Source organism: Kitasatospora sp. NPDC101155 (assembly GCF_044768305.1).
Lineage (GTDB): Bacteria > Actinomycetota > Actinomycetes > Streptomycetales > Streptomycetaceae > Kitasatospora.
This window is the reverse complement of record NZ_JBIWPN010000010.1, coordinates 172,380-198,034: the sequence shown is the minus strand read 5'-3', so window position 1 is coordinate 198,034 and position 25,655 is coordinate 172,380. Positions and strand designations below refer to the sequence as shown.

Sequence of the window (25,655 nt, the reverse complement as noted above, 5' to 3'; positions counted from 1 at the left end):
GTGTACTCAGGACTCCTGGTTGACGGAGACGAGCACATCGTCCCCTTCGATCTTTACGGGGTAGACAGCGACCGGCTTGGTGGCGGGCAGGCCGGAGGGCTTGCCGGTGCGCAGGTCGAAGCTGGAGCCGTGCAGCCAGCACTCGATCATGCAGTCCTCGACCTCGCCCTCGGAGAGCGAGACGTTCGCGTGCGAGCAGGTGTCGTTGATCGCGAACACCCCCTCGTCGGTGCGGACGACCGAGACCGGCACGCCGTTGAGGTCCACGCGCTTGGGCACGTCCTCCTGGAGGTCGCTCAGCGCACAGGCACGGAGGAAGGTCATCGTGGTCAGACCGCCGCTTCCAGCTCGGCCTCGATCTTCTCCATGAGCTGGTCCTGCACCTCGGCCACGCCGATCTGCTGCAGCAGCTCGGCGAAGAAGCCGCGGACCACCAGGCGGCGGGCTTCGTCGGCCGGGATGCCGCGCGCCATCAGGTAGAACAGCTGCTCGTCGTCGAAGCGGCCGGTCGCCGAGGCGTGGCCGGCGCCGACGATCTCGCCGGTCTCGATCTCCAGGTTCGGGATCGAGTCGACCCGGGCACCGTCCGTGAGCACCAGGTTCCGGTTGAGCTCGTAGGTGTCGGTGCCGAGCGCGGCGGCGCGGATCAGCACGTCGCCGACCCAGACCGCGTGGGCGTCCTGGCCCTGCAGCGCGCCCTTGTACGCCACGTTCGACCGGCAGTGCGGCGTGTCGTGGTCGATGACCAGGCGGTGCTCCAGGTGCTGGCCGGCGTCGGCGAAGTACAGGCCGAACAGCTCGGCCTCGCCGCCGGGGCCCGCGTAGTTGACCCGCGGGTGCAGGCGCACCAGGTCGCCGCCGAAGGTGACGACGACGGACTTGAACGAGGCGTCCCGGCCGACCAGCGCGTTGTGCTGCGCGACGTGCACGGCGTCCCGGTCCCAGTCCTGGACGGAGACGAAGGTGAGCTTGGCGCCGTCGCCGACCAGCAGCTCGACGTTGGCGGCCCGGGTCCCGGTGCCCGCGTGGTTGAGCACCACGACGGCCTCGGCGAACGGCTTGACGTCGATCACCACGTGGGCGAAGCGGACCCCGCCCTCGGCGCGCACGTCGATCTTGACCGGCTCCGTCAGCACCGCGTCCTTGGGGACGGTGACGACGAGCGCCTGCTCGAAGGCGCTGAAGGCCTGCGCGGCCACCCGGTCGACCGGCTTGCCCGCCTTGCCCAGGCGGGCGTCGTCCCGGCCGACGGTCTCGGCGGTGACGCCGTCCGGCAGCGTGAACTCGACCTTGTCCTCGCCGCGCTCGGCGGAGGCGGCGGTCCCGTCGTGCAGCCCGCCGAGGCGGTGCAGCGGGGTGAACCGCCAGTCCTCCTCGCGGCCGTGCGGCACCGGGAAGTCGTTCACGTCGTACGAGGGCTTGACCGCGACGCGCGCGTCGATCGGCTGCTGGACCCCGGTCCGGCCGGTGCCGGGGCCGGCGAGCTGCGCGCCCGCGCCGGCGGTGCCGACCTCGATCGAACCGGCGGTGGTGGAGCCGGTGGTGTTCTGAACCTCAGCCATGGCTGTTCGTTGTGCTCTCTTCCTCAAAAGTCGGACGGGGTCGCGTGCGGCTGGACGTCAGCCGACGGCGCCCTCCATCTGCAGCTCGATCAGCCGGTTGAGCTCCAGCGCGTACTCCATCGGCAGCTCACGCGCGATCGGCTCGACGAAGCCGCGGACGATCATCGCCATCGCCTCGGTCTCGGTCAGACCGCGGCTCATCAGGTAGAACAGCTGGTCCTCGCTGACCTTGGAGACGGTCGCCTCGTGGCCCATGGACACGTCGTCCTCGCGGACGTCCACGTACGGGTAGGTGTCCGAGCGGGAGATGGTGTCGACCAGCAGCGCGTCGCACAGCACGTTGGACTTGGCGCCGTGCGAGCCCTCGCCGATCTCGATCAGACCGCGGTAGGAGGTCCGGCCGCCGCCGCGCGCCACCGACTTGGAGACGATGTGCGAGGAGGTGTTCGGCGCCATGTGGACCATCTTGGCGCCGGCGTCCTGGTGCTGGCCCTCGCCCGCGAAGGCGATCGACAGGGTCTCGCCGTTGGCGTGCTCACCCATCAGGTAGACGGCCGGGTACTTCATGGTGACCTTGGAGCCGATGTTGCCGTCGACCCACTCCATGGTCGCGCCCTCGTACGCCACGGCGCGCTTGGTGACCAGGTTGTAGACGTTGTTCGACCAGTTCTGGATGGTCGTGTAGCGGCAGCGGCCGCCCTTCTTGACGATGATCTCCACGACCGCCGAGTGCAGCGAGTCGGAGGAGTAGATCGGCGCGGTGCAGCCCTCGACGTAGTGGACGTAGGCGTCCTCGTCGACGATGATCAGCGTCCGCTCGAACTGGCCCATGTTCTCGGTGTTGATCCGGAAGTAGGCCTGCAGCGGGATGTCGACGTGCACGCCCTTCGGCACGTAGATGAACGAGCCGCCGGACCACACGGCCGTGTTCAGCGCGGCGAACTTGTTGTCGCCGGCCGGGATGACGGTGCCGAAGTACTCCTTGAACAGCTCCGGGTGCTCACGCAGCGCGGTGTCGGTGTCCAGGAAGATGACGCCCTGCTCCTCCAGGTCCTCGCGGATCTGGTGGTAGACGACCTCGGACTCGTACTGGGCGGCGACACCGGCGACCAGGCGCTGCTTCTCCGCCTCCGGGATGCCGAGCTTGTCGTAGGTGGCCTTGATGTCCGCGGGCAGGTCCTCCCAGGACTCGGCCTGCTTCTCGGTGGAGCGGACGAAGTACTTGATGTTGTCGAAGTCGATGCCGGAGAGGTCGGAGCCCCAGGTCGGCATGGGCTTCTTACCGAAGAGCTTCAGGCCCTTGAGACGCAGGTTCAGCATCCACTCGGACTCGTTCTTCTTCGCGGAGATGTCGCGGACGACGTCCTCGCTGAGCCCGCGCTTCGCCGCGGCACCGGCGGTGTCCGGGTCGGCCCAGCCGTACTCGTAATTGCCCAGGCCCTCGAGCTCGGGGTGCGAAACGGTGTCAGTCATGCGAGCTTCCTAACGCGCGGACGCTGAATCTTCGGTGGACGTACCGGCAGTCGGCGCTGCATCGGAGCCGCGGCCCGCCGGGGGCTGGGCAGGCGACGATGCGGCACCGGGTGCCGGCACATAGGTGGTGCAGACCCCGTCGCCGTGGGCGATGGTGGCCAGCCGTTGCACATGAGTGCCCAGGAGCTGGGAGAAGACCTCGGTCTCCGCCTCGCAGAGCTGCGGGAACTGCTCGGCGATGTGCGCGACCGGGCAGTGGTGCTGGCAGAGCTGGGCGCCCGCCGGGGCCTTGGCCACGGCCGACGGGACACGCCGCACCGTGGCAGCGTACCCGTCCGCGCTCAGCGCCTGGGCAAGGGCCTCGGGGCGCTCCTGCGCCTCGGCCCGGGCCAGGGTCTCCTGGTACTTCTCGCCCTGTTTGCCGAACCGGGCGCGAGCGAAGGCGGCGACCGCCTCCTCGCCCGCCTTGCCGCCGCCGACCGCGTCCGAGATCCAGCGCAGCGCGTCGGCCGCGAGCTGGTCGTAGGCCTGGTAGAAGGCGTCCCGGCCGGCGTCGGTGAGGGCGAAGACCTTGGCCGGACGGCCGCGGCCCCGGCTGCCGTAGACCCGCTGTTCGCGGGACTCGACCAGGCCGGTGGCGGCCAGCCCGTCGAGGTGACGGCGGACGGCCGCGGCGGTGAGGCCGAGCCGGTTCGCCAGGTCGGCGGCGGAGGAGGGGCCGTGGTCCAGGATCGAGCGGGCGACCCGGTCACGGGTGGCGCGGTGGCCCTCCAGCAGCACCTCGGCCGCCGTCACGGGCACGTCACAGTCGGGGGCCGACTCGGCCTCCCGCTGCGTGGCGTGCTCGCGCGTGTTTTTCACAACACCAGTGTTGCGTAATTACTCGCGCCGGGACAAGCCGTGATCCAGGCCTCACCGGTGTCATCTATCACGCAGGTAAGGCTTACCTGACCTGCGTGATAGATCATCCAGGTCGCCGGACGGCGGGTCCGTTCGGTCCTCTTAGACTCGCCGGTATGCACTCCGAACCCGCGGTCCAGATCGCCGGGCTGGTCAAGCGCTACGGCGACAAGGTCGCGGTGGACGGCCTCGACCTCACCATCCCGGCCGGCGCGATCACCGCCGTCCTCGGCCCCAACGGCGCCGGCAAGACCACCACCATCGAGACCTGCGAGGGCTACCGCCGCCCCGACGCCGGCACCGTCCGCGTCCTCGGCCTCGACCCGGTCGGCCGGAACGCCCAGCTGCGCCCCCGGATCGGCGTCATGCTGCAGTCCGGCGGCGTGTACGCGGGCGCCCGCGCCGTCGAGATGCTGCGGCACACCGCCAAGCTGCACGCCCACCCGCTGGACGTAAACGCCCTGGTCGAGCGCCTCGGCCTCGGCTCCTGCGGCCGCACCACCTACCGCAGGCTCTCCGGCGGCCAGCAGCAGCGGCTCGCCCTGGCGATGGCCGTGGTCGGCCGCCCCGAGCTGGTCTTCCTGGACGAGCCCACCGCCGGCCTCGACCCGCAGGCCCGCCGCGCCACCTGGGAGCTGGTCCGCGACCTGCGCCGGGACGGCGTCACCGTGGTGGTCACCACCCACCACATGGACGAGGCCGAGCAGCTCGCCGACCGCGTCGCCATCGTCGACCGCGGCAAGGTGATCGCCGACGGCACCACCGAGGAGCTGTGCCGCGGCGGCGCCGAGAACGCCCTGCGCTTCGACGGCCCGCCCGGACTCGACCTCGGCCCGCTGCTCAAGGAGCTGCCCGCGGGCGCCACCGCCGTCGAGACCGCCCCCGGCGGCTACCGCGTCGAGGCGCCGGTGGACCCGGCGCTGGTCGCCACCGTCACCGGCTGGTGCGCGGCCTCCGGCGTCCTGCCCGAGCGGCTGTCCGTGCAGCGCCGCAGCCTCGAAGACGTCTTCCTCGACCTGACCGGACGGGAGCTCCGCTCGTGACGACCACGGACTACTCCCCCAGGCCCGGCGCCGCGCCCGTCGGCCGGATGCTGCTCGCGCAGACCGCCTTCGAGACGAAGATGCTGCTGCGCAACGGTGAGCAGCTGCTGCTCACCGTGGTCATCCCGACCGTGCTGCTGGTGCTGTTCTCCGCCGTCGACATCGTCGCGGTGGAGGGCCCCGGCAAGCGGGTCGACTTCCTGGCGCCCGGCCTGCTCGCGCTCGCCGTGATGTCCACCGCCTTCACCGGGCAGGCCATCGCCACCGGCTTCGAGCGTCGCTACGGCGTGCTCAAGCGACTCGGCGCCAGCCCGCTGCCGCGCTGGACGCTGCTGACCGCCAAGACCGGCTGCGTGCTGGTCACCGAGGTGCTGCAGGTCGCCCTGCTGTCGGTGATCGCGCTGGCGCTCGGCTGGTCCCCGCAGGGCAACCCGCTGGCCGTCGCCGCGCTGCTGGTCCTCGGCACCGCCGCCTTCTCCGGGCTCGGCCTGCTGATGGCCGGCACCCTGAAGGCCGAGGCCACGCTGGCCGGCGCCAACCTTGTGTTCATCCTGCTGCTGCTGGCCGGCGGGGTGATCGTGCCGCTCAGCAAGTTCCCCGGGGCCGTGCGGTCGGTGCTGGAGCTGCTGCCGATCTCGGCGCTCTCGGACGGCCTGCGGTCGGTGCTGCAGCACGGCGCCGGGGTGCCCTGGTCGGACCTCGGCATCCTGGCCGGCTGGGCCGTCCTCGGCCTGGCCGCGGCCGCCAGGTTCTTCCGCTGGGAATAGCCCGCGCCAGCCAACGCACAACGCCCCCCGGCCACTTGAGGCCGGGGGGCGTTGGCGATTTCAGCCGGCGATGCGTCAGCCCTGGCTGCCGCCGCGGCGCTTGCGGGCGAGCAGCACGAGCGCGCCGCCGACCAGCAGCACACCGCCGCCGACCGCCGCGATCATCGGCGTGGCATCGCTGCTACCGGTCTGGGCGAGCGCCGGGGCGCTGGTGGCGGGCGCCGGGGCGGCCGGGGTCCTGCTCGGGGTGGGGGTGACGGACGGGGTCGGGGTGGCCGAGGAGGTGCCCGACGGGGTGGTGCTCGGCGTCGGGGCCGGGGTCGGTGTCTGGGTCGGCGTCTGAGTGGGGGTGGGCGTGGGGGTCTGGGTGGGAGTGGGGGTCGGAGTCGGCGTGTGGCACGGCGCGATGGTCTTGGTCTCGTCGATGCTCCAGCCCTTCTCGGCCGGGGTCTCCGTGGTCTTGACCACCAGGTGCGCCGTGAGCGGGGCGTCGTGGTCCTTCACCGGGAAGTTGCCGTGGAACTGGTCGGGGAACTCCTTGGCGTCCAGGACCTTCTCGTCACCGATGGTGAGGCTGACGGTGTTCTTCACGTCAGGCTTGGGGCTGTATTTGATCAGATCGATCACGATGTTGTCGCAGGTCACCGACCAGGTCGGTACGTGCGCCGAGGCATTGGTGGCCAACGCCAGGGGCAGGAGAAAACCGGCCGCCGCCGTACCGGCGAGTGCCGCCGCGCCCATCCGAACGTGCCGCTGCTGTCGCGCCATTACCCTGTTCCCCTCCGAACGGTCTTGCGCAGCAGGCATGTTGTGGGTGGTTCGCGGAGGCCCGCCACGACGTGTCCGGGGGACTCTACCGGCACTCCCGCACCTCACCACACCCCGCCGTACGACCGGATTTCGTCTGTCCGTCCGTTCCCGGATGTGCTTGACCAGCCCATCACAGCCGCCACCTCGCAGAACGCGGATTCGGCAAACTTGAATGAACTTCGTCACCTTCCGGACAGAACGGCGCCCCCGGCGATCAGGTTCAATCGCCGAGGGGCGCCGCTTCAGTCAGTAGTGCTTCTCGATCCTTCAGACCTTCTTGGCCGCCTTGGGCCGGGAGGCCAGCACGATCCCACCACCGGCGGCGAGCACCTTGCGCTCCCGGTCACCCCGCCCGCGCCCCGCCCCAAGATCGCCTGTAAGGCCGCCTACGATTAATGCCGTGCGTACCCCCTTCTCCCTGCTCGCCGACCGCTGGCAGCCGTCCGCCGCCATGGTCCGGCGTGCCACGTTCGCCGCGCTGGTGATGAGCGTGGTGATCGTCGTCACCGGCGGCGCCGTCCGGCTCACCGCCTCCGGCCTCGGCTGCTCGACCTGGCCCCGTTGCACCCCCGACAGCCTGACCCCGACGGCCGAGATGGGTTTCCACGGCATCGTCGAGTTCACCAACCGGATGCTCACCTACGTGCTGAGCGCCGCAGTCGGCTGGGCGATCCTCGCCGCCCGCTGCCACCGGCCTTGGCGGCGCAGCCTGACCAAGCTCGGCTGGGCGCAGTTCTGGCTGGTGATGAGCAACGCCGTGCTCGGCGGCATCACCGTGCTGACCGGCCTCAACCCGTACACCGTCGCGGCGCACATGATCGCCGCGATGGCCCTGGCCTGGGTCGCGCTGCTGATGTGGGAGCGCAGCAAGGAGGGCGACGGCCCGGCAAAGCTCTCGGTGGCCCGCCCGATCCACCAGCTGTCGTACGTGTTGGTCACCGTCGTCGGCCTGCTCGTCGCGGCCGGCACGCTGGTGACGGGCGCCGGCCACCACCCGGGCACCCCCCAGGACAACAAGATCGTCCCGCGCATCCCGATCGACTACGACAGGCTGGCCCAGTTCCACGCCGACTTCGCGTTCGTGTCGGTCGGCCTGACCATCGCGCTGATCTTCGTCTTCGCGGCGATCAAGGCCCCGCAGGCGGCCAAGTCCCGCACCAAGGAACTGCTCGCGGTGCTGCTGCTGCAGGGCGTCCTCGGCTTCATCCAGTACTTCACGGATGCCCCCGAGCTCATGGTCGGCCTCCACATGCTCGGCGCCACGCTCACGTGGATCGCCGCCCTGCGCATCCCCCTCGCCCTCCGCACCCGCGAAGACGCTGCCGCCCTCGCTGATGCCCCGGTCTCACGGACACCTGAGACCGCCACCGTCTGAGCGTCAGCCCCAGGTATGTCGAAGGCCCCCATCGCACAGGATGGGGGCCTTCGACATATCCCGGCACAACCCCCAGAGGGTCACGCAGGCCGGAGCAGCCCAGCACCTGAACTCATCCGAGTGGCACTTGGGCAAATGACTGCCACTCGTACATCCGCTCGTCTCGGCCGAGGACGATCAGCTCGGCGGACGTGACGCGGGCGGTCGCCGGACAGGACGAAACACTCGCCAGGGCATCGGTGGCGGGCTGAGCGGGGCCGGTGGAGTTCGAGTAGGCGACGGAGACGTGCGGCCGGAACCCCTCCGCCGCCTCGGGGACCTGCGGCCAGGCGTCCGCGATTGCGGCGCGGATGGCCGAACGGACAGCGTGGACCGGGTCGGCCGGGGCGACGGTGAGCAGCAACGCCTCAGGGGTGACGATCGCGGGACCGAGGGCGAGGTCGAAGGCAGGGATCTTCGCGAGGTGGCGGCCGGCGGCGTCGGCGATGGCGCGGGCGTCGTTCCTGTCCACCTCGTCGACAAAGCCGAGGCCTTGCATGGTGAGGTGGAGCCAGCGGTCGGGGACCAGGTCGAGGCCGGGCACGTCCGCCAAGGCGTGACGGTAGTCGGCGGCGAGGTGGTGGAGGTCGCTGGCACCGTCGAAGGTGAGGTGCCAGGTGTAGAAGCGGCGGCCTTCGGCCCAGCCGGGCCGCCACCACCAGTGGTCTGCCATCCGTGCGGGGGTGTCAGTCATGGTCGTTGATCCAAGCACTGGTCGCGATCCCTGGGGAGAGGGCGCGCGCAGCTTCGCGGACGGCGGTCTCGACGGCGTCCTGGAGGCGCAGGCCAGCGGCGCTGTCTCCCATGGGGGACGCAGCGGTATCGCGTGCGAGGTCGCGCAGGCGTCGGCGGACGGGGGCCGTGCGGTGTTCGGTCGGCAGGGCGAGAACGGGGGCAATGGCGTCGAGGACGCCCTCCGGGTCCCGGGCGAGCAGCTGAGCGCCGGCGCGGGTGATGTGCAGTTGCGCCTCGGTGCCGTAGGCACGCACGCGCTGCTGCTGAAGGGCGGCCAGCCCACGGTCGGCATGGGAGAGGGCGTTGCTTGCTGATCCGGTGCGGAGGTGGACCGCCGCGCTGTAGTTCGCATGACGCCCGGTCTGGCAGCTGAAAAGCCCGCCGACCTGGTCGTGGAGCGTGCTGGAGCGGTCTAGGGCAGCGGCGTCCTCGGCCTGGCCGATGGCGATCAACGCCTGGGCGCGGGCGCCGGCCTCGGCCCAGGCATCGGCGAGCTGGCAGTGGAGGAGGACCGCGACGGTCCCGGGGGCCTGGTAAGCGGCACCGTGCTGGGCGTGCTGGATGGCCTGACGGAACTGGCCGTCCCAGAAGGCTAGTTTGCTGCGGGTGGAGCAGACCCAGGCGTGCAGTCCCGGGTCGTCGGCGTTGTCGGCACACAGCAGAGCGGCGCGCGCGTGGGTCTCGGCCTGAGCACGGTGCCCAAGGTCGCTGGTCATCCAGGCGAGCATCGCGAAGAGGTAGCCGGCAGTGGTGAACAGTTCGCGGCGCTGCTGCGGGCGTTGGTGTCCGTAGAGCAAGTCCCAGACGCGGTTGAGCTGGAGCTTGGTCTGCTGAAAGATCCGTAGTGGGTCGTCAGCCATCAGATACGCAGCGGCGAGGTACTGGGTATCGGCGGTGAACTGTTCGAGCGCGACAGGGCCGCAGTTGGTGACCTCCGCCCATTGCGCCCACTGCGCGGATTCCTGGGCGGCGGCTTGGACGAGTTCGGCGCCGGTGAGTGGGGCCGCCGGCGATGCCGACGGAGCCGACCGTCTCCACCAGCGCGACAGCGAGATCCGTCCGCACCGCGCCATCGGCCACACCGTCCTGTGCGACCGCTACCTGCCCTCAACCTTCGTCCTCCAGCGTGCCGACGGCGTCGACACCGGATTCCTCCTCGCCGTCAACGAAGGAGCCGACGTCCCAGACCTCGCAGTCATCCTCACCGCCGACCCGGACACCGTCCAGCGTCGCCTTGCCCACCGCGGCACCCGGCACCGATTCGAGCTCGACGCCGCCGACACGGCCCGCGAACTCCGGCTCTACACCGAGGCGGTGCCCGTCCTCACTCAGCTCGGCTACCCGCTCCACACCATCGACACCACCCACCTCACCCCCGAGGAAGCCGCCCGACGCATCCTGGATGCGATCCCGAAGCGCACCGCCAACACCAAAACACAGCAAGGCAGTTAGAGAGACATGAGCAACAGCACTCCGCAGATCCCAGTTATCGACGTGCACATCATCGTCCGCACCCCCGAGGGGAAGATCCTGCTTTCCCAGCGCGGCGGCCCCTACGGCTACGGCCAGTGGCACGCCCCCAGCGGCAAACTCGACCCTGGCGAGACCCTGACCGCAGCCGCAGCCCGCGAACTCTGGGAGGAAGCCGGCCTGCGCGTCGCCCCCGACGCTCTCACCCACGTGCACACCGTCCTCCACCACCAGGGCGACGGCGCCCCCGACCGTATCGGCTTCTTCTACGACACCACCCGCTGGGAGGGAGAACCGGAGAACCGCGAACCGGAAAAGTGCCTCGACCTGCGTTGGTTCGGCACCGACGACCTGCCCGAGGACCTGATCCCGTACCCGGCCGCCGGCCTCCACGGTGCCCTTCACCACCCTGGTGGCGTGACCCATCACAACTGGCCCACCAGCTGATCCACCGGTGCGCGGCCCGAAACCCGGTGTACGGCGCGTTCGACTTCGCCGTGACCCCCGCCGGGGACTGGTACTTCCTAGAGTGCAACCCGAACGCCAATGGGCCTGGCAGCCGGCCGAGACCACCAGGGCGATCGCCCACGCCATCGCCGACCAGCTAGCGAAAGGCACCGATACATGAGCACATCGGAACAGCTCCGTGCCGCCATGGTGGACGCGTTCACCGGGGACGACGAGATCACCGATCCGGAATGGGAGCGCGCCGCCAGAGCGGTCCCCCGGGAACTGTTCACGGGGTCCTTCTTCCTACCGCTCCCGGGAAGCAACCCGACCGCCTACCGGCCCGTGTTCCGGGGCGAGCCCGGATGGCTGGAGCACGTCTACTCGAACGAGACCCTCATCACCCAACTCGACGGGCGCACGCGCCCCGAGGACGTGACCGGCGGCACCGCGACCGGGGCCCCGTCTTCGTCGTCCACCCTGCCGTCCCTGGTCCTGCGCATGTGGCACCAGCTCGGCACCGAGACCGGGCACCGGGTCCTGGAGATCGGCACCGGAACCGGCTACTCGACCGCCCTCGGCGCGCACCGACTCGGCGACTCCCACCTCACCAGCATCGAATACGACCCGCAGGTGGGCGAGGCTGCCGCCGCCGCCATCAAGGCGGCCGGCTACTCCCCTCGTCTGATCATCGGCGACGGGCTGCTCGGCGACCCGGACGGAGGCCCGTACGACCGGCTCATCGCCACCTGTTCGGTCCGCTACGTCCCGCTTCCGTGGCTGCACCAGGTGAAGCCCGGCGGCCGGATCCTGGTCACGCTGTCCGGCTGGGGCTACGGCTTCGGTCTCGCACTGCTGGTCGTCACCGGCCCCGGACAGGCGACCGGCCGGTTCCTGCCCGGCTACACCAGCTTCATGATCGCCCGCCCCCACGACCGGCCGCCCCGCCAAGGCCTCTCGCTGCTCCCCGGAGACGAACGTCCGACCCGGATCGACCCCGAGATCATCGGCACGTGGACGGGCAGCTGGGTCGCGCAGCTCGCGGCGCCCTCCGCCGAGCGGATGGGAGTCGGCGGACAACAGATCCTCTCGGACGTGGCCACCGGATCGCAGGCCCGGACCATGCCCAACCCCGAAGGCGGGTGGACCGTGGTTCAGCGCGGTCCGCTCCGGCTCTGGGACCAGGTGGAAAGCGCCGTCGAAGCCTGGCAGGAGGCGGGCGAACCGCACCAGGAGGGGTTCGGGATCACCGTCTCGACCTCGGGGCAACGCGTGTGGATCGGACACGAGGACGGGCCAGGCTGGGACCTGCCCATCTGACCCGCCCCGAGCCCACGGCAACGGCCCGGCTCCTCCGTTTCGGAGGAGCCGGGCCGTCGTGGTCGCTACGGGCCTCAGCCGCCGAGCTGGATCCCGGCCATCCGCTTCCACTCGTACGCGCCGGTCTTGACCTTGAGACCCAGCTCGCCCTCGAAGTCGTCGTGCAGGGTCAGCCCGGCCAGCTCGGCGGCCCGCCGGCCGACGGCGTAGCTCGGGGCCACCTGGTCGCCCCAGGCGCCGTCCGCGCCGACCACCACGATCCGGGTGGCCGCGGCGCCGACGTACTCGACGACCGCGTCGGCGCTGCCGCCGTGCTGCTGGGCGAAGCTGGTCAGGTGCTTGGCGATGCGCTTGGCGCGGCGCTCGGTACGTGCGTCCGGCGCGGTGGCGGTGGCGGTCTCTGCGCTGCTCATGCCCGCATGCTACCCACCGGTAGACGCCCTGGCGACGGAAGCGGCCTGTGCACCGGGCCACATACTGGAGACGTGACGTTCCAAGGCTGGCCGGCCGAGGCGCTCGACTTCTACGAGCACCTGGAGGCCGACAATTCGAAGACCTTCTGGCAGGACCACAAGAAACAGTACGACGACGCCGTACGGGCCCCGATGGAGCTGCTGCTCGCCGATCTGGAGCCGGAGTTCGGGCCGGGGAAGATCTTCCGCCCGAACCGCGACATCCGCTTCAGCGCCGACAAGTCCCCGTACAAGACGCACATCGGCGCGCACCTGGAGACCGGCGGCTACATCCAGCTCTCCGCCGACGGACTTTCCTGCGGCAACGGCATGTACCGGCTCGCCCCGGATCAGCTGGAGCGCTACCGCGCCGCCGTCGCCGAGGACGTCAGCGGCGCCGAGCTGGAGCGGGTGATCGCCGCGGTGGAGAAGGACGGGCCCCAGGTGGTCGGCCGGGACTCCCTCAAGTCCGCCCCGCGCGGCTGCCCCAAGGACCACCCGAGGATCGAGCTGCTGCGCCACAAGGGCCTGGTGGCCTGGCAGGAGTGGGAGCCCGCGACGTGGCTGGGCACCCGGACGGCCTACACCCGGATCACCGGCTTCCTGCGCGCCTCCCAGCCGCTGAAGGACTGGCTGGACGGCCATGTCGGCCCCTCCGAACTTCCCGCCCGCTGAGACGGTTCAAGAACTCGAAAGTGCCCCGAACGCGAGGGAGCCCCGGTCCACCGGACCGGGGCTCCCTCGCGTCAGCCTCTACTTCACGAACGGGTCGATCGCGCACACCACGAACAGCAGCGACAGGTAGGTGATCGACCAGTGGAACAGCCGCATCTCCTTCAGCTTGGCGCCCACGACCCCGGCCTTGGCCCGCGCGTACAGCGCGTGCGCCTCGCGCAGCCAGGCCGCGCCCAGCACCACCGCGGCGACCGGGTACAGCCAGCTCATGTGCCCCAGCGGCCACACCGCCAGCGAGGTCGCCACCATCACCCAGGAGTAGGCGACGACCTGCTTGCCGACCGCGACGTTGCCCTTGATCACCGGCAGCATCGGCACGCCCGCGCGCAGGTAGTCGTCGCGCACCTTCATCGACAGCACCCAGGTGTGCGGCGGGGTCCAGAAGAACACCACCAGGAACAGCGCGACCGCCGCCCAGGACACCGAGTTGGTGACCGAGGACCAGCCGACCAGCACCGGCATGCAGCCCGCGATGCCGCCCCAGACGATGTTCTGCGAGGTGCGCCGCTTGAGCCCCAGCGTGTAGACGAACACGTAGAACAGCAGCGCGCCCAGCGCCAGCCCGGACGAGAGCCAGTTGACGCCGAAGCCCAGCAGCAGGGTCGAGACGACCGCCAGCACGATGCCGAACACCAGCGCCTCGCGCGGCGACACCATCCCGGTGACGATCGGCCGCCGCTCGGTGCGGGACATCAGCGCGTCGATGTCGCGGTCGATGTACATGTTGAGGGCGTTCGCGCCGCCCGCCGAGAGGTAGCCGCCGACCACGACCTTCAGCACCAGCAGCATGTTCGGCACGCCCTGTTGCGCCAGGAACATCACCGGCACGGTGCTCATCAGCAGCAGCTCGATGATCCGAGGCTTGGTCAGTGCGACGAAGGCGCCGACCCGGGCCCCGATCGGCCGGTGATGCGCAGGCGTCGCCCCGGTGACCCCGGCGGGACGGGTTTCGACGGCGGTCACTAACACCCCAACTGAAGATGAATCCTCGCAGGCGTCCACAGGAACGAAGGGTCCCGAAATCGTCCGCTCTGCGCGTACCACGACACCATAGACGCTCCATACATCCCATCCGGCTCCGGGGTCCCCCGGCGGGGCGGATGGCGCGCTCCCGAGTAAACCGACTGGGTGAAGCCACGAACCGCTTCCGGCGCGCCCCCGCGACCCGCCGTGACCGCCCGAGCGGCGCGGGGCGGCAAACCGGGGAAGGCTGGGACAAAATCAGTCAGAACGCCCTAGTGGGAATCACCATGCGGAAATCCCGGTTGTCCCGGCACGGAGGGTGAGCCCCGGGCCGGACGGTAGGCTCGCACGCAGAAGCGGGATCTACCCTCCGTGACCGGCACCACCCACAGTCGGGACCACAGCGCCGTGGCCGACCCGGTCCCATTTCACGGGGTCACTCTTCACAATGGAAGGAGCCCTGAGACAGGGTGAGCACTGCGCCGACGAACGCATTCGAGTGGACCGAACTGGACGAGCGCACGGTTGACACGGCGCGCGTCCTGGCCATGGACGCTGTACAGAAGGTCGGCAACGGACACCCCGGGACGGCCATGTCGCTGGCCCCCGCGGCGTACCTGATCTTCCAGCGCTTCCTGCGCCACGACCCGACCGACCCGGCCTGGGTCGGCCGCGACCGCTTCGTCCTCTCCCCCGGGCACACCAGCCTGACCCTCTACACCCAGCTCTACCTCTCCGGCTACGGCCTGGAGCTGGACGACCTGAAGGCCTTCCGCGTCGCCGGCAGCCGCACCCCCGGCCACCCCGAGCACGGCCACACGGCCGGTGTCGAGACCACCACCGGCCCGCTCGGCCAGGGCATCGCCAACGCGGTCGGCATGGCGATGGCCGCCCGCTACGAGCGCGGTCTGTTCGACCCGGAGGCCCCGGCCGGCGAGTCCCCCTTCGACCACACCATCTGGGCCATCGTCTCCGACGGCGACCTGGAGGAGGGCATCTCCGCCGAGGCCTCCTCGCTGGCCGGCCACCAGAAGCTGGGCAACCTGGTCGCCCTGTACGACGACAACCACATCTCGATCGAGGGCGACACCGAGACCGCCTTCTCCGAGGACGTCCTCAAGCGCTACGAGGCCTACGGCTGGCACGTGCAGCGGGTGACCCCGAAGGCCAACGGCGACATCGACGTCGAGGCCCTCGCCGAGGCGCTGGCCACCGCCAAGGCCGAGACCTCCCGCCCGTCGATCATCGCGATGCGCACCATCATCGCCTGGCCGGCCCCGAACGCCCAGGACACCGCCAAGGCGCACGGCTCCGCGCTCGGCGCCGCCGAGATCGCCGCCACCAAGAAGGTCCTGGGCTTCGACCCGGAGAAGACCTTCGAGGTCAGCGACCAGGTCATCGAGCACGCCCGCCTGGTCATCAAGCGTGGCAAGGCCGCCCGCGACCAGTGGCAGCAGTCCTTCGAGGCCTGGCACGCCGCCAACCCGCAGCGCGGCGCCGACTTCGACCGCATCCAGGCCGGCGAGCTGCCCGAGGGCTGGAAGAAGGCCGTCCCCTCCTTCCCGGCCGGCAAGGACGTCGCCACCCGCAAGGCCTCTGGCGAGACCCTGCAGGCGCTCGGCGCGGTGATCCCGGAGCTGTGGGGCGGTTCGGCCGACCTCGCGGAGTCCAACCTCACCACCATCGACGAGGACAGCTCCTTCCTCCCCGAGGGCAACCCGCTGAAGTCCGCCAGCCCGTACGGCCGGACGATCCACTTCGGCATCCGCGAGCACGCCATGGGCTCGACCATGAACGGCATCGCGCTGCACGGCAAGACCCGTGTCTACGGCGGCACCTTCCTGGTCTTCGCCGACTACATGCGCCCGGCCGTCCGCCTGGCCGCGCTGATGAAGCTGCCGGTCACCTACGTCTGGACGCACGACTCGATCGGCCTCGGCGAGGACGGCCCGACCCACCAGCCGGTCGAGCACATGGCCTCGCTGCGCGCCATCCCGGGCCTGGCCATGGTCCGCCCGGCCGACGCCAACGAGACCGCCGTCGCCTGGCGCACCGTCATCGAGCGCCAGACCACCCACCCCGGCCCGGTCGGCCTGGCGCTCACCCGCCAGAACGTCCCGACCTTCGACCGCGAGGTCTACGCCTCCGCCGAGGGCACCGCGAAGGGCGGCTACATCCTGGCCGAGGCCTCCAACGGCGACCCGCAGGTGATCCTGCTGGGCACCGGCTCCGAGGTCCAGCTGGCCGTCCAGGCCCGCGAGGTCCTGGAGGCCGAGGGCATCGCCACCCGCGTGGTCTCGGTCCCGTCCTTCGAGTGGTTCCAGGAGCAGGACCAGGCCTACCGCGACAGCGTGCTGCCGCCGTCCGTCAAGGCCCGCGTCTCGGTCGAGGCCGGCATCGCCCAGGGCTGGCGCGAGCTGGTCGGCGACCACGGCCGGATCGTCTCGCTGGAGCACTTCGGTGCCTCCGCCGACTACAAGGTTCTGTTCGAGGAGTTCGGCCTGACCGCCGAGCGCGTGGTGGCCGAGGCCCACAACGCGCTGCGCTCCCTCGAAGCCGTCAACCGCTAGTAGTACCCACCCGTACGAGCCACCCTGGTCGCGAGTGCGGAACTCCACCCGTACGAGCCCCCCTGGTGCCGAGTGCGGAATAACGGCCGGGCCCGAGACCCGCACGTCGACGGCCCGGCCCCCTCTGACTACCCCACGAAGCAGAAGACGAAGGACTGAAGCACCATGACTGACGCACTGAAGCGCCTCAGCGACGAAGGCGTTGCGATCTGGCTGGACGACCTCAGCCGCAGCCGGCTGAACTCCGGCAACCTGGCCGAGCTGGTGCAGAACAAGCACGTGGTGGGCGTCACCACCAACCCGACCATCTTCCAGAAGGCCATCGCCGGCAGCGGCGACAGCTCCTACGACGGCCAGCTGCGCGACCTCGCCGTCCGCAAGGTCACCACCGACGAGGCGATCCGCATGATCACCACCTCGGACGTGCGCGATGCCGCCGACGTGCTGCGCCCGGTCTACGACGCCTCCAACGGCCGCGACGGCCGGGTCTCCATCGAGGTCGACCCGCGCCTGGCCCACGAGACCGCCCCGACCGTGGCCGAGGCCAAGCAGCTGTGGTGGCTGGTCGACCGCCCGAACGTCTTCATCAAGATCCCCGCCACCAAGGCCGGCCTGCCCGCCATCAGCGAGGTCATCGGTCTGGGCATCAGCGTCAACGTCACGCTGATCTTCTCCCTGGACCGCTACAAGGCCGTCATGGACGCCTTCCTGACCGGCCTGGAGACCGCGAAGGCCAAGGGCCTGGACCTCTCCCAGATCGAGTCGGTCGCCTCCTTCTTCGTGTCCCGCGTGGACACCGAGATCGACAAGCGCCTGGACAAGATCGGCGGCGACGCCAGGAACCTGCGTTCCAAGGCCGCCCTGGCCAACGCCCGCCTCGCCTACCAGGCGTACGAGGAGGTCTTCGGCTCGGTCGACGGCAAGACCGCCGGCAGCGCCCGTTGGCGCTCGCTGGAGGCCGCCGGCGCCAAGCCGCAGCGTCCGCTCTGGGCCTCCACCGGTGTCAAGGACCCGGCCCTGCCGGACACCCTGTACGTCACCGAGCTGGTCGCCCCCGGCACCGTGAACACCATGCCCGAGGCCACCCTGGACGCCACCGGCGACCACGGCGTGGTCACCGGCAACACCATCGTCCCCAACTACGCCGACGCCAAGGCCGTCCTGGACGCCGTGGCGGCGGCCGGCGTGGACTACGACGACGTGGTCCAGGTCCTGGAGGACGAGGGCGTGCAGAAGTTCGAGCAGTCCTGGCAGGAGCTGCTCGACACCGTCACCGCCTCGCTGGCCTCCTTCGCCAGCGAGAAGTGACCCCCGCTCACACAGCCAGCGCACGAAAGCGGAGCACACCAAGTGAGCACTGATTTCCCCGAGTTGACGCCGGAGTCGGACGCGGACGACCTCCCGCCCGCCCCCGTCAACCCGCTTCGTGACCCTTCCGACCGGCGGCTCCCGCGCATCGCGGGGCCGTCCGGCCTGGTCATCTTCGGGGTCACCGGCGACCTGTCCCGCAAGAAGCTGATGCCGGCCATCTACGACCTGGCCAACCGCGGTCTGCTGCCGCCGGGCTTCTCCCTGGTCGGCTTCGCCCGCCGCGAGTGGGACGACGAGGACTTCGCCAAGGAGGTCCACGACGCGGTCAAGGAGCACGCCCGGACCCCGTTCCGGGAAGAGGTCTGGCAGCAGCTCGCCAAGGGCATGCGCTTCATCCACGGCACCTTCGACGACGACGACGCCTTCGACAAGCTCCGCGAGACCATCGAGGAGCTGGACAAGGCCCAGGGCACCGGCGGCAACTTCGCCTTCTACCTGTCCGTCCCGCCGAAGTTCTTCCCCACCGTCGTCCAGCAGCTCAAGAAGCACGGCCTGGCCGACCCGCCGCAGGGTTCCTGGCGCCGCGCCGTCATCGAGAAGCCCTTCGGCCACGACCTGGAGAGCGCCCAGGAGCTCAACAAGGTCGTCCACGAGGTCTTCCCCCGGGACGAGGTCTTCCGGATCGACCACTACCTGGGCAAGGAGACCGTCCAGAACATCCTGGCGCTGCGCTTCGCCAACCAGATGTTCGAGCCGATCTGGAACCGGTCGTACGTCGACCACGTGCAGATCACCATGGCCGAGGACATCGGCATCGGCGGCCGGGCCGGCTACTACGACGGCATCGGCGCCGCCCGGGACGTCATCCAGAACCACCTGCTGCAGCTGATGGCGCTCACCGCCATCGAGGAGCCGGCGTCCTTCCACCCGAAGGCGCTGGTGGCCGAGAAGCTCAAGGTGCTCAACGCCGTCAAGCTCCCGGCCGACCTCGGCAAGCACACCGTGCGCGCCCAGTACGCCCCCGGCTGGCAGGGCGGCGAGGAGGTCCCCGGCTACCTGGACGAGGACGGCATCGACCCGGAGTCCAAGACCGACACCTACGCGGCCATCAAGCTGGAGATCAACAACCGCCGCTGGGCGGGCGTCCCGTTCTACCTGCGCACCGGCAAGCGGCTGGGCCGTCGGGTCACCGAGATCGCGGTGGTCTTCCAGCGCGCCCCGTACCTGCCGTTCGACTCCTACGCGACCGAGGAGCTGGGGCAGAACGCCCTGGTCATCCGGGTCCAGCCGGACGAGGGCGTGACGGTGCGGTTCGGCTCCAAGGTGCCGGGCACCTCCTTCGAGGTCCGGGACGTCACGATGGACTTCGCCTACGGCGAGTCCTTCACCGAGTCCAGCCCGGAGGCGTACGAGCGGCTCATCCTCGACGTGCTGCTCGGCGAGTCGAACCTGTTCCCGCGCCACCAGGAGGTCGAGCTCTCCTGGCAGATCCTCGACCCGATCGAGAAGTACTGGGACGCCCACGGCAAGCCGGCCCAGTACGCGGCGGGCACCTGGGGCCCCGCCGAGGCGGACGAGATGCTCGCACGAGACGGCAGGAGCTGGCGCCGGCCATGAAGATCGACCTGACCAACACGACGTCCAGCAAGATCAACGCCGCGCTGATGTCGGCGCGCCGGGCCAGCGGCTCCACCGCCGCCGGCATGGTGCTCACCCTGGTGATCGTGACCGACGAGGGCAGCGCCTACGACGCCCTCAAGGCCGCCAACGACGCCTCCCGCGAGCACCCGATGCGCACCCTCGCGGTGATCAAGCGCGCCGGGCGCTCGCCCCGGGCCCGCGCCGAGACCCGCCTGGACGCCGAGATCCTGGTCGGCTCCGACGCCGGCTCCGGCGAGACGGCCATCCTGCGCATGCACGGCGAACTCGTCTCGCACGCCCAGTCGGTGGTCCTGCCGCTGCTGCTGCCGGACGCCCCGACCGTCGTCTGGTGGCCGGAGAACGCGCCGCTGCACCCGGCGCAGGACCCGCTGGGCGCGCTGGCCCAGCGCCGGATCACCGACGCGGTCACCGCCGAGTCCCCGGTCGGCCAGCTCGCCCAGCGGGCCGAGAGCTACGCCCCGGGCGACACCGACCTGGCCTGGACCCGGATCACCGGCTGGCGCTCGATGCTGGCCGCCGCGCTGGACCAGCGGCCGTCCCGGATCACCTCCGCGGTGGTCGAGGGCGAGTCCTACAACCCCAGCGTCGAGCTGCTCGGCCTGTGGCTCACCAACCGGCTGCACGTGCCGGTCGAGCGGGTCGTCACCGGCGGCCCGGGCATCACCGCGGTGCGCCTGCGCACCAAGGACGGGGACATCACCCTGGACCGCCCGGACGGCCTGATGGGCACGCTCTCCATGCCCGGCTCGCCGGACCGCCAGGTGGCGCTCAAGCGGCGCGAGACCTCGGAGCTGATCGCCGAGGAGCTGCGCCGACTGGACCCGGACGACATCTACGCGACGGCCGTGCGCACGCCCGTCGAGCGGCTGCACGAGCCCTCCACCGCCGAGACGGCGGCGGCCGAGGAGATCGCCCACGCGGTCGAGGCCTCGGTGGCCAACCCGGACCGGGTGACGGCCGACGCGGAGAAGAAGCCCTCCGCCAAGAAGGCCGTCGGCAAGCGCACCACGGCCAAGGAAGGCGCATGACCAACGCCATCCCGCAGCTGGTCGTCCACCGGGACAAGGAGCTGATGGCCCAGGCGGCCGCGGCCCGGCTGATCACCCGGATCGTGGACGCCCAGGCCGCCCGCGGCACCGCCTCGGTGGTGCTCACCGGCGGCCGCAACGGCAACGCCCTGCTGGCCGCGATCGCCTCCTCCCCGGCGCGCGACGCGGTCGACTGGGGCCGGCTGGACCTCTGGTGGGGCGACGAGCGCTTCCTGCCCGCCGCCGACCCGGACCGCAACGCCGTCCAGGCCCGCGCCGAGCTGCTGGACGCCGTCCCGCTCGACCCGGCGCGGGTGCACGAGATGCCCGCCTCGGACGGGGTGGACGGCTCGGACGTGGAGGCCGCCGCCGCCCGCTACGCGGAGGAGCTGGCGAAGGCCGCCGGGCCGGGCGACCGGCTCGGCGTCCCGGCCTTCGACGTGCTGCTGCTCGGCGTCGGCCCGGACACCCACGTCGCCTCGCTCTTCCCCGAGCACCCGGGCGTGCGGGAGACCGAGCGGACCGTGATCGGCGTGCGCGGGGCCCCCAAGCCCCCGCCGACCCGGATCTCGCTCACCCTCCCGGCGATCCGGGCGGCCCGCGAGGTCTGGCTACTGGCCGCCGGCGAGGACAAGGCGGGCGCGGTCGCGCTGGCCCTGTCCGGCCCCGGCGAGCTCCAGGCGCCCGCCTCCGGCGCGTACGGCCGCAGCCGCACCCTGTGGCTGCTGGACCGCGCCGCGGCGGAGCGGATCCCACCGCAGCTGTACCCGCCGGCCTCGGCATAACGGCCAACCGAGAGGGGCGCCACCGTCGTTGACGGTGGCGCCCCTCTTTTTTGGCGCTCGGCTCGCTCGCGGGTTGGGCCGCTCGCGGGTTGGCTCGCTCGCGGGTCCGGACTTCGCGTCAGATCTCGCCGCGCAGCTTGGCCAGCGCCTCGGCGAGGATCGCCTCGCCGTCGGCGTCGGTGCGCCGCTCACGGACGTAGGCGAGGTGGGTCTTGTACGGCTCGTTGCGCGAGGGCGCCGGCGGGTTGTGCTCGTCCTGCCCGGCCGGGAAGCCGCAGCGCGGGCAGTCCCAGGTGTCCGGGATGACGGCCTCGGCGGCGAAGCTGGGGCGGGTCTCGTGCTTGTTGGCGCACCAGAAGGAGATCCGGTTGCGCGGGGCGGACTCGCCGCGCTCGGCCTCCCCCATCGGGCCGGCCCCGACCCTGCTGCCACGGATGGCGTTGCCACTTGCCACGGTCTGACTCCCTGCGTGCTGGTGCGCCGACCCGCCGCGGTGCGCGTCGGTGGCGAAAGTCGTCCTAGTGTAAGCAGGACTTAAGCTTCCGCCACCATCGCCTCCGCCCCCGACCGTCCCAGGATAGGCGCTCGGGCGACGGGACGTCAGGGTTGCGTCAGCTCTGGTACTTGAGGACCAGGCCCAGCACGATGATGCAGGCGAACCAGCCGAGGCCGACCACGATGGTGATGCGGTCCAGGTTACGCTCGGCCACCGCCGAACCGCCGCCGGTCGACATCGCGCCGCCGCCGAACATGTCCGACAGGCCGCCGCCCTTCCCCTTGTGCAGCAGCACCAGCAGGACCATCAACAGACTGAAGATGATCAGGGCAATCGAGAACCCGAGAACCACGACGGGACCAACTCTCTCGTATCTTCGGCGAAGGGGCCGGGCCGCGTACGGCGGTCCGGCCCCAAAGCCTACGTTGCTGCGGCGGCGTTAGCCTACTGCCTGCTCACGGTAGCGCACGATCTTGACGAACTCATCGGCGTCCAGCGAGGCACCGCCGATCAGGCCGCCGTCGATGTCGGGCTTGGCCATCAGACCGGCCGCGCTCGACGACTTGACCGAACCGCCGTACAGCACGCGGACCTTGTCGGCCAGCTCGGCGTCGTACAGCTCGGCGATCCGCCGGCGGATGGCCGCGCAGACCTCCTGCGCGTCCTCCGGAGTGGCCACCTCGCCGGTGCCGATCGCCCAGACCGGCTCGTACGCGACCACGAGGGACTCGGCCTGCCCGGCCGGGATGCCCTCCAGCGCGCCGTCCAGCTGGGCCAGGGTGTACTCGACGTGGGTGCCCGCCTTGCGGACCTCCAGCGGCTCGCCGATGCACAGGATCGGGGTGACCCCGGCCCGGTAGGCGGCCTTCACCTTGGCGTTGACGATCTCCTCGTTCTCGCCGTGGTACTGGCGGCGCTCCGAGTGGCCGATCACCGCGTAGGTGCACTGGAGCTTGGCCAGCATCGGACCGGAGACCTCGCCGGTGTAGGCGCCGCCGTCGTGCTGCGAGATGTCCTGCGAGCCGTACTTGATCTTCAGCTTGTCGCCGAAGACCAGGGTCTGCACCGAGCGCAGGTCGGTGAACGGCACCAGGACGGCGACCTCGACGGCCTCGTAGTCCTTGTCGGCCAGCGCGAACGCCAGCTTCTGGGTGTGCTGGATGGCCTCAAGGTGGTTGAGGTTCATCTTCCAGTTGCCCGCCATCAGCGGGAGACGCTCAGTCATGGTTTTCAGTCCTCCAGAGCGGCGAGACCGGGGAGGGTCTTGCCCTCCAGGTACTCGAGGCTCGCGCCGCCGCCGGTCGAGATGTGTCCGAACGCGTTCTCGTCGAAGCCCAGGATCCGGACGGCCGCGGCGGAGTCGCCGCCACCGACCACGGTGAACGCGCTGCTGTCGATCAGGGCCTGCGCGACGGCCTTGGTGCCGTTCGCGTAGTCCGGGTGCTCGAAGACGCCCATCGGGCCGTTCCAGAACACGGTGCCGGCGTCGGCCAGCTTCGCCGCGTACAGCTCGCGGGTCTTCGGGCCGATGTCCAGGCCCTCCTTGTCGGCCGGGATCGCGTCCGAGGCGACCAGGTCCGGGTTGGCCGGGGTCTTGCCCTTGAGGTCCGGGAAGTCGGCGGAGACCAGGACGTCCACGGGCAGGACGAACTCGACGCCCCGCTTCTCGGCCTCGGCCAGGTACTCCAGGCAGACCGGGACCTGGTCCTCCTGCAGCAGCGAGATGCCGACCTCGTGGCCCTTGGCCTTGAGGAAGGTGTACGCCATGCCGCCGCCGATCAGGATCCGGTCGGCCTTCTTCAGCAGGTTGTCGATCACGCCGAGCTTGTCGGACACCTTGGCGCCGCCGAGCACGACGACGTAGGGGCGCTTGACCTCCTCGGTGAGCTTCTTCAGCACGCCGACCTCGGTGGCGATCAGGTCGCCGGCGGCGTGCGGCAGGAGCTTCGGCAGGTCGTAGACCGAGGCGTGCTTGCGGTGCACGGCGCCGAAGCCGTCGCCCACGTACAGGTCGGCCAGGGCGGCCAGCTGCTCGGCGAAGGCCTTGCGCTCGGCGTCGTCCTTGCTGGTCTCACCGGCGTTGAAGCGCAGGTTCTCCAGCAGCACGACCTCGCCGCCGGCCAGCGCGGCAACGGCGGCCCCGGCGCTCTCGCCCACGGTGTCGGCGGCGAAGGTGACGCTCGTGCCGAGGATCTCGCCGAGCCGCGTGGCAACCGGGGCGAGCGAGAACTTCGGGTCCGGCTCGCCCTTGGGACGGCCGAGGTGGGAGGCGACGACGACCTTGGCGCCACGCTCCAGGAGCTTGGCGATGGTCGGCGCGACGGCGCGGATCCGGCCGTCGTCGGTGATGGTCTCGCCGTCCAGCGGGACGTTGAGGTCGGCGCGCACGAAGACGCGCTTGCCGGCGACGTCCAGGTCTTCGATGGTCTTCACTGGTTCTTCGGTCTCCCGGGGAGATGGTTGATGCGCAGAGGCGGCACGGCGCAGGGGCCGCCTGAGAAGTCCTTGTACGCGGAGCGAGGGCCCGGTCGGCTCAGTATCGCCGTCCGGGCCCTCGCCCCTACATCACGTCAGCTCCCACGGCGTCAGAGCTGCTCACCGACGAGGGCGACCAGGTCCACGACGCGGTTCGAGTAGCCCCACTCGTTGTCGTACCAGCCGAGCACCTTGACCTGGTTGCCCTGGACCATGGTGAGCTGGGAGTCGAAGATGCAGGAGGCCGGGTCGTTCACGATGTCCGAGGAGACGATCGGGTCCTCGGTGTAGGCCAGGATGCCCTTGAGCGGGCCCTCCTGCGCGGCCTTCTGGAAGGCGGCGTTGACCTCGTCCTTGGTGACCTCGCGCTCCAGGGTGACGACCAGGTCGGTGATGGAGCCGGTCGGGACCGGGACGCGCAGCGAGGTGCCGTCCAGCTTGCCCTTCAGCTCCGGCAGGACCAGGGCGGTCGCCTTGGCGGCACCGGTCGAGGTCGGGATGATGTTCTGCGAGGCCGCACGAGCACGGCGCAGGTCCTTGTGCGGGAAGTCCAGGGTCACCTGGTCGTTGGTGAACGCGTGGACGGTGGTCATCAGACCCTTGACGATGCCGAAGCTCTCGTTCAGCACCTTGGCCATCGGCGCCACGCAGTTGGTGGTGCAGGAGGCGTTGGAGATGATGTGGTGCGCGGCGGCGTCGTACTTGTCGTCGTTGACACCCAGGACGACGGTGATGTCCTCGCCGGTGGCGGGCGCCGAGATGATGACCTTCTTGGCGCCGGCGGTGATGTGCTTCTTCGCGGCCTCGGCCTTGGTGAAGATGCCGGTGGACTCGACGACGATGTCGGCGCCCAGGGCGGCCCACGGCAGGTTGGCCGGGTCACGCTCGGCGGTCACCTTGAAGGTGTGGCCGTCGACGGTGATGCTGTCCTCGGTGTGCGAGACCTCGCCCGGGAAGGTGCCCAGGGTGGTGTCGTACTTGAGCAGGTGAGCCAGGGTCTTCGTGTCGGTGAGGTCGTTGACACCGACGATCTCGATGTCCGCGCCCTGGGCCTTGACCGCGCGGAAGAAGTTGCGGCCGATGCGGCCGAAGCCGTTGATGCCTACCCGGATCGTCACGAACCGATCTCCTCGTTAGGTACGCCGGCCCGAAGCCGACGGGGATGAGATTTGGGAAGTCCCCGACCGCCTATGACCCTACCCCTCCCGACGCGACGAGGGCACATCGCGCCACCTCG

Annotated in this window: 26 protein-coding genes; 12 read left to right on the top strand and 14 right to left on the bottom strand. The window is 70.6% G+C overall.

Going from position 1 to position 25,655, the window contains the following annotated elements; genetic code table 11:
* Positions 1-6: 6 nt before the first annotated feature.
* From ACIRYZ_RS17800 to ACIRYZ_RS17785, 4 genes are read right to left on the bottom strand one after another with little or no spacing between them, the layout of a single operon-like run.
* Positions 7-324: a bifunctional 3-phenylpropionate/cinnamic acid dioxygenase ferredoxin subunit gene (locus ACIRYZ_RS17800; RefSeq protein WP_063349526.1), complete on the bottom strand. Its 318-nt coding sequence runs from the start codon at positions 322-324 to the stop codon at positions 7-9.
* A gap of 5 nt (positions 325-329) precedes the next feature.
* Complete coding sequence (gene sufD, locus ACIRYZ_RS17795) at positions 330-1,562, bottom strand: Fe-S cluster assembly protein SufD (protein WP_402945000.1); 1,233 nt, start codon at positions 1,560-1,562, stop codon at positions 330-332.
* A gap of 57 nt (positions 1,563-1,619) precedes the next feature.
* Positions 1,620-3,035, bottom strand: a complete 1,416-nt coding sequence (sufB, locus tag ACIRYZ_RS17790; RefSeq protein ID WP_402944998.1) for a Fe-S cluster assembly protein SufB — start codon at positions 3,033-3,035, stop codon at positions 1,620-1,622.
* Positions 3,036-3,044: 9 nt separating this feature from the next.
* Positions 3,045-3,896, bottom strand: a complete 852-nt coding sequence (locus ACIRYZ_RS17785) for a helix-turn-helix transcriptional regulator (RefSeq protein ID WP_402944995.1) — start codon at positions 3,894-3,896, stop codon at positions 3,045-3,047.
* A gap of 155 nt (positions 3,897-4,051) precedes the next feature.
* Here ACIRYZ_RS17785 and ACIRYZ_RS17780 point away from each other — a divergent pair, with 155 nt between their 5' ends.
* Both ACIRYZ_RS17780 and ACIRYZ_RS17775 read left to right on the top strand, forming a co-directional pair.
* Positions 4,052-4,978: an ABC transporter ATP-binding protein gene (locus ACIRYZ_RS17780; RefSeq protein ID WP_402944992.1), complete on the top strand. Its 927-nt coding sequence runs from the start codon at positions 4,052-4,054 to the stop codon at positions 4,976-4,978.
* Positions 4,979-5,025: 47 nt separating this feature from the next.
* On the top strand, positions 5,026-5,745 hold the full coding sequence (locus ACIRYZ_RS17775) for an ABC transporter permease (protein ID WP_402945247.1): 720 nt from the start codon (positions 5,026-5,028) through the stop codon (positions 5,743-5,745).
* Between the two features lie 75 nt (positions 5,746-5,820).
* On the opposite strand, the gene ACIRYZ_RS17770 is transcribed toward ACIRYZ_RS17775, so the two are convergent.
* Complete coding sequence (locus ACIRYZ_RS17770) at positions 5,821-6,513, bottom strand: LAETG motif-containing sortase-dependent surface protein (protein ID WP_402944991.1); 693 nt, start codon at positions 6,511-6,513, stop codon at positions 5,821-5,823.
* 442 nt (positions 6,514-6,955) lie between these two features.
* On the opposite strand from ACIRYZ_RS17770, the gene ACIRYZ_RS17765 reads away from it, so the two are divergent.
* On the top strand, positions 6,956-7,930 hold the full coding sequence (locus ACIRYZ_RS17765) for a heme A synthase (protein ID WP_402944988.1): 975 nt from the start codon (positions 6,956-6,958) through the stop codon (positions 7,928-7,930).
* 112 nt (positions 7,931-8,042) lie between these two features.
* Here the strand turns inward: ACIRYZ_RS17765 and ACIRYZ_RS17760 are convergent, their stop codons facing one another.
* Both ACIRYZ_RS17760 and ACIRYZ_RS17755 read right to left on the bottom strand, forming a co-directional pair.
* On the bottom strand, positions 8,043-8,663 hold the full coding sequence (locus tag ACIRYZ_RS17760; RefSeq protein WP_402944986.1) for a 2'-5' RNA ligase family protein: 621 nt from the start codon (positions 8,661-8,663) through the stop codon (positions 8,043-8,045).
* Positions 8,656-9,564 (bottom strand): XRE family transcriptional regulator, encoded by a 909-nt coding sequence (locus tag ACIRYZ_RS17755; RefSeq protein WP_402944983.1) that lies wholly within the window; start codon positions 9,562-9,564, stop codon positions 8,656-8,658. Before ACIRYZ_RS17755 ends, ACIRYZ_RS17760 begins: the two co-directional genes overlap by 8 nt.
* 133 nt (positions 9,565-9,697) lie before the next feature.
* On the opposite strand from ACIRYZ_RS17755, the gene ACIRYZ_RS17750 reads away from it, so the two are divergent.
* The 3 genes from ACIRYZ_RS17750 (at position 9,698) to tgmC (ending at position 11,941) form a co-directional block, all read left to right on the top strand.
* Positions 9,698-10,156 carry a hypothetical protein gene (locus ACIRYZ_RS17750; RefSeq protein WP_402944980.1) on the top strand — a complete coding sequence of 153 codons (459 nt, stop codon included), beginning with the start codon at positions 9,698-9,700 and terminating at the stop codon, positions 10,154-10,156.
* A gap of 6 nt (positions 10,157-10,162) precedes the next feature.
* Positions 10,163-10,621, top strand: a complete 459-nt coding sequence (locus ACIRYZ_RS17745; protein WP_402944977.1) for an NUDIX domain-containing protein — start codon at positions 10,163-10,165, stop codon at positions 10,619-10,621.
* Positions 10,622-10,798: 177 nt separating this feature from the next.
* Positions 10,799-11,941, top strand: coding sequence for an ATP-grasp peptide maturase system methyltransferase (tgmC, locus tag ACIRYZ_RS17740; protein ID WP_402944974.1), 1,143 nt, complete (start codon positions 10,799-10,801; stop codon positions 11,939-11,941).
* A gap of 74 nt (positions 11,942-12,015) precedes the next feature.
* On the opposite strand, the gene ACIRYZ_RS17735 is transcribed toward tgmC, so the two are convergent.
* Positions 12,016-12,354: a hypothetical protein gene (locus ACIRYZ_RS17735; RefSeq protein WP_393026173.1), complete on the bottom strand. Its 339-nt coding sequence runs from the start codon at positions 12,352-12,354 to the stop codon at positions 12,016-12,018.
* Between the two features lie 72 nt (positions 12,355-12,426).
* Between ACIRYZ_RS17735 and ACIRYZ_RS17730 the strand changes: the two genes are divergently transcribed.
* Entirely contained in the window at positions 12,427-13,068 is a 642-nt protein-coding gene (locus tag ACIRYZ_RS17730; protein ID WP_402944970.1) for a DUF2461 domain-containing protein, read from the top strand.
* 78 nt (positions 13,069-13,146) lie between these two features.
* On the opposite strand, the gene ACIRYZ_RS17725 is transcribed toward ACIRYZ_RS17730, so the two are convergent.
* Entirely contained in the window at positions 13,147-14,097 is a 951-nt protein-coding gene (locus ACIRYZ_RS17725) for a heme o synthase (protein ID WP_387625165.1), read from the bottom strand.
* Between the two features lie 464 nt (positions 14,098-14,561).
* Between ACIRYZ_RS17725 and tkt the strand changes: the two genes are divergently transcribed.
* The 5 genes from tkt to pgl all read left to right on the top strand — a co-directional run bounded on the left by tkt (position 14,562) and on the right by pgl (position 21,447).
* Entirely contained in the window at positions 14,562-16,661 is a 2,100-nt protein-coding gene (gene tkt / locus ACIRYZ_RS17720; RefSeq protein WP_402944967.1) for a transketolase, read from the top strand.
* A gap of 165 nt (positions 16,662-16,826) precedes the next feature.
* Complete coding sequence (gene tal, locus ACIRYZ_RS17715) at positions 16,827-17,969, top strand: transaldolase (protein WP_402944964.1); 1,143 nt, start codon at positions 16,827-16,829, stop codon at positions 17,967-17,969.
* 63 nt (positions 17,970-18,032) lie between these two features.
* A complete protein-coding gene (gene zwf / locus ACIRYZ_RS17710) occupies positions 18,033-19,589 on the top strand; it encodes a glucose-6-phosphate dehydrogenase (RefSeq protein WP_402945244.1) in 1,557 nt (518 codons plus the stop codon).
* Positions 19,586-20,662, top strand: coding sequence for a glucose-6-phosphate dehydrogenase assembly protein OpcA (gene opcA, locus ACIRYZ_RS17705; protein ID WP_402944962.1), 1,077 nt, complete (start codon positions 19,586-19,588; stop codon positions 20,660-20,662). Before zwf ends, opcA begins: the two co-directional genes overlap by 4 nt.
* Complete coding sequence (pgl, locus tag ACIRYZ_RS17700; RefSeq protein ID WP_402944960.1) at positions 20,659-21,447, top strand: 6-phosphogluconolactonase; 789 nt, start codon at positions 20,659-20,661, stop codon at positions 21,445-21,447. Before opcA ends, pgl begins: the two co-directional genes overlap by 4 nt.
* Before the next feature lie 118 nt (positions 21,448-21,565).
* Here pgl and ACIRYZ_RS17695 read toward each other — a convergent pair whose 3' ends face one another.
* The 5 genes from ACIRYZ_RS17695 to gap form a co-directional block, all read right to left on the bottom strand.
* On the bottom strand, positions 21,566-21,853 hold the full coding sequence (locus tag ACIRYZ_RS17695; RefSeq protein ID WP_030308030.1) for an RNA polymerase-binding protein RbpA: 288 nt from the start codon (positions 21,851-21,853) through the stop codon (positions 21,566-21,568).
* 205 nt (positions 21,854-22,058) lie between these two features.
* The gene (secG, locus tag ACIRYZ_RS17690) at positions 22,059-22,295 is read right to left on the bottom strand and encodes a preprotein translocase subunit SecG (RefSeq protein ID WP_393026151.1); all 237 of its coding nucleotides are present in this window, start codon (positions 22,293-22,295) and stop codon (positions 22,059-22,061) included.
* 87 nt (positions 22,296-22,382) lie between these two features.
* On the bottom strand, positions 22,383-23,168 hold the full coding sequence (gene tpiA, locus ACIRYZ_RS17685; RefSeq protein ID WP_393026148.1) for a triose-phosphate isomerase: 786 nt from the start codon (positions 23,166-23,168) through the stop codon (positions 22,383-22,385).
* A 5-nt stretch (positions 23,169-23,173) separates the two neighbouring features.
* Positions 23,174-24,376, bottom strand: coding sequence for a phosphoglycerate kinase (locus ACIRYZ_RS17680; RefSeq protein WP_402944956.1), 1,203 nt, complete (start codon positions 24,374-24,376; stop codon positions 23,174-23,176).
* 152 nt (positions 24,377-24,528) lie between these two features.
* Complete coding sequence (gene gap / locus ACIRYZ_RS17675; protein WP_393026142.1) at positions 24,529-25,536, bottom strand: type I glyceraldehyde-3-phosphate dehydrogenase; 1,008 nt, start codon at positions 25,534-25,536, stop codon at positions 24,529-24,531.
* Positions 25,537-25,655 lie beyond the last annotated feature (119 nt).

Bases quoted from the DNA above. Each gene is read 5' to 3' on its own strand.
- ACIRYZ_RS17800 (WP_063349526.1), bottom strand. From the start codon at position 324: ATGACCTTCCTCCGTGCCTGTGCGCTGAGCGACCTCCAGGAGGACGTG.
- sufD (WP_402945000.1), bottom strand. From the start codon at position 1,562: ATGGCTGAGGTTCAGAACACCACCGGCTCCACCACCGCCGGTTCGATC.
- sufB (WP_402944998.1), bottom strand. From the start codon at position 3,035: ATGACTGACACCGTTTCGCACCCCGAGCTCGAGGGCCTGGGCAATTAC.
- ACIRYZ_RS17780 (WP_402944992.1), top strand. From the start codon at position 4,052: ATGCACTCCGAACCCGCGGTCCAGATCGCCGGGCTGGTCAAGCGCTAC.
- ACIRYZ_RS17775 (WP_402945247.1), top strand. From the start codon at position 5,026: ATGCTGCTCGCGCAGACCGCCTTCGAGACGAAGATGCTGCTGCGCAAC.
- ACIRYZ_RS17770 (WP_402944991.1), bottom strand. From the start codon at position 6,513: ATGGCGCGACAGCAGCGGCACGTTCGGATGGGCGCGGCGGCACTCGCC.
- ACIRYZ_RS17760 (WP_402944986.1), bottom strand. From the start codon at position 8,663: ATGACTGACACCCCCGCACGGATGGCAGACCACTGGTGGTGGCGGCCC.
- ACIRYZ_RS17755 (WP_402944983.1), bottom strand. From the start codon at position 9,564: ATGGCTGACGACCCACTACGGATCTTTCAGCAGACCAAGCTCCAGCTC.
- ACIRYZ_RS17745 (WP_402944977.1), top strand. From the start codon at position 10,163: ATGAGCAACAGCACTCCGCAGATCCCAGTTATCGACGTGCACATCATC.
- tgmC (WP_402944974.1), top strand. From the start codon at position 10,799: ATGAGCACATCGGAACAGCTCCGTGCCGCCATGGTGGACGCGTTCACC.
- ACIRYZ_RS17735 (WP_393026173.1), bottom strand. From the start codon at position 12,354: ATGAGCAGCGCAGAGACCGCCACCGCCACCGCGCCGGACGCACGTACC.
- tal (WP_402944964.1), top strand. From the start codon at position 16,827: ATGACTGACGCACTGAAGCGCCTCAGCGACGAAGGCGTTGCGATCTGG.
- opcA (WP_402944962.1), top strand. From the start codon at position 19,586: ATGAAGATCGACCTGACCAACACGACGTCCAGCAAGATCAACGCCGCG.
- pgl (WP_402944960.1), top strand. From the start codon at position 20,659: ATGACCAACGCCATCCCGCAGCTGGTCGTCCACCGGGACAAGGAGCTG.
- ACIRYZ_RS17695 (WP_030308030.1), bottom strand. From the start codon at position 21,853: ATGGGGGAGGCCGAGCGCGGCGAGTCCGCCCCGCGCAACCGGATCTCC.
- tpiA (WP_393026148.1), bottom strand. From the start codon at position 23,168: ATGACTGAGCGTCTCCCGCTGATGGCGGGCAACTGGAAGATGAACCTC.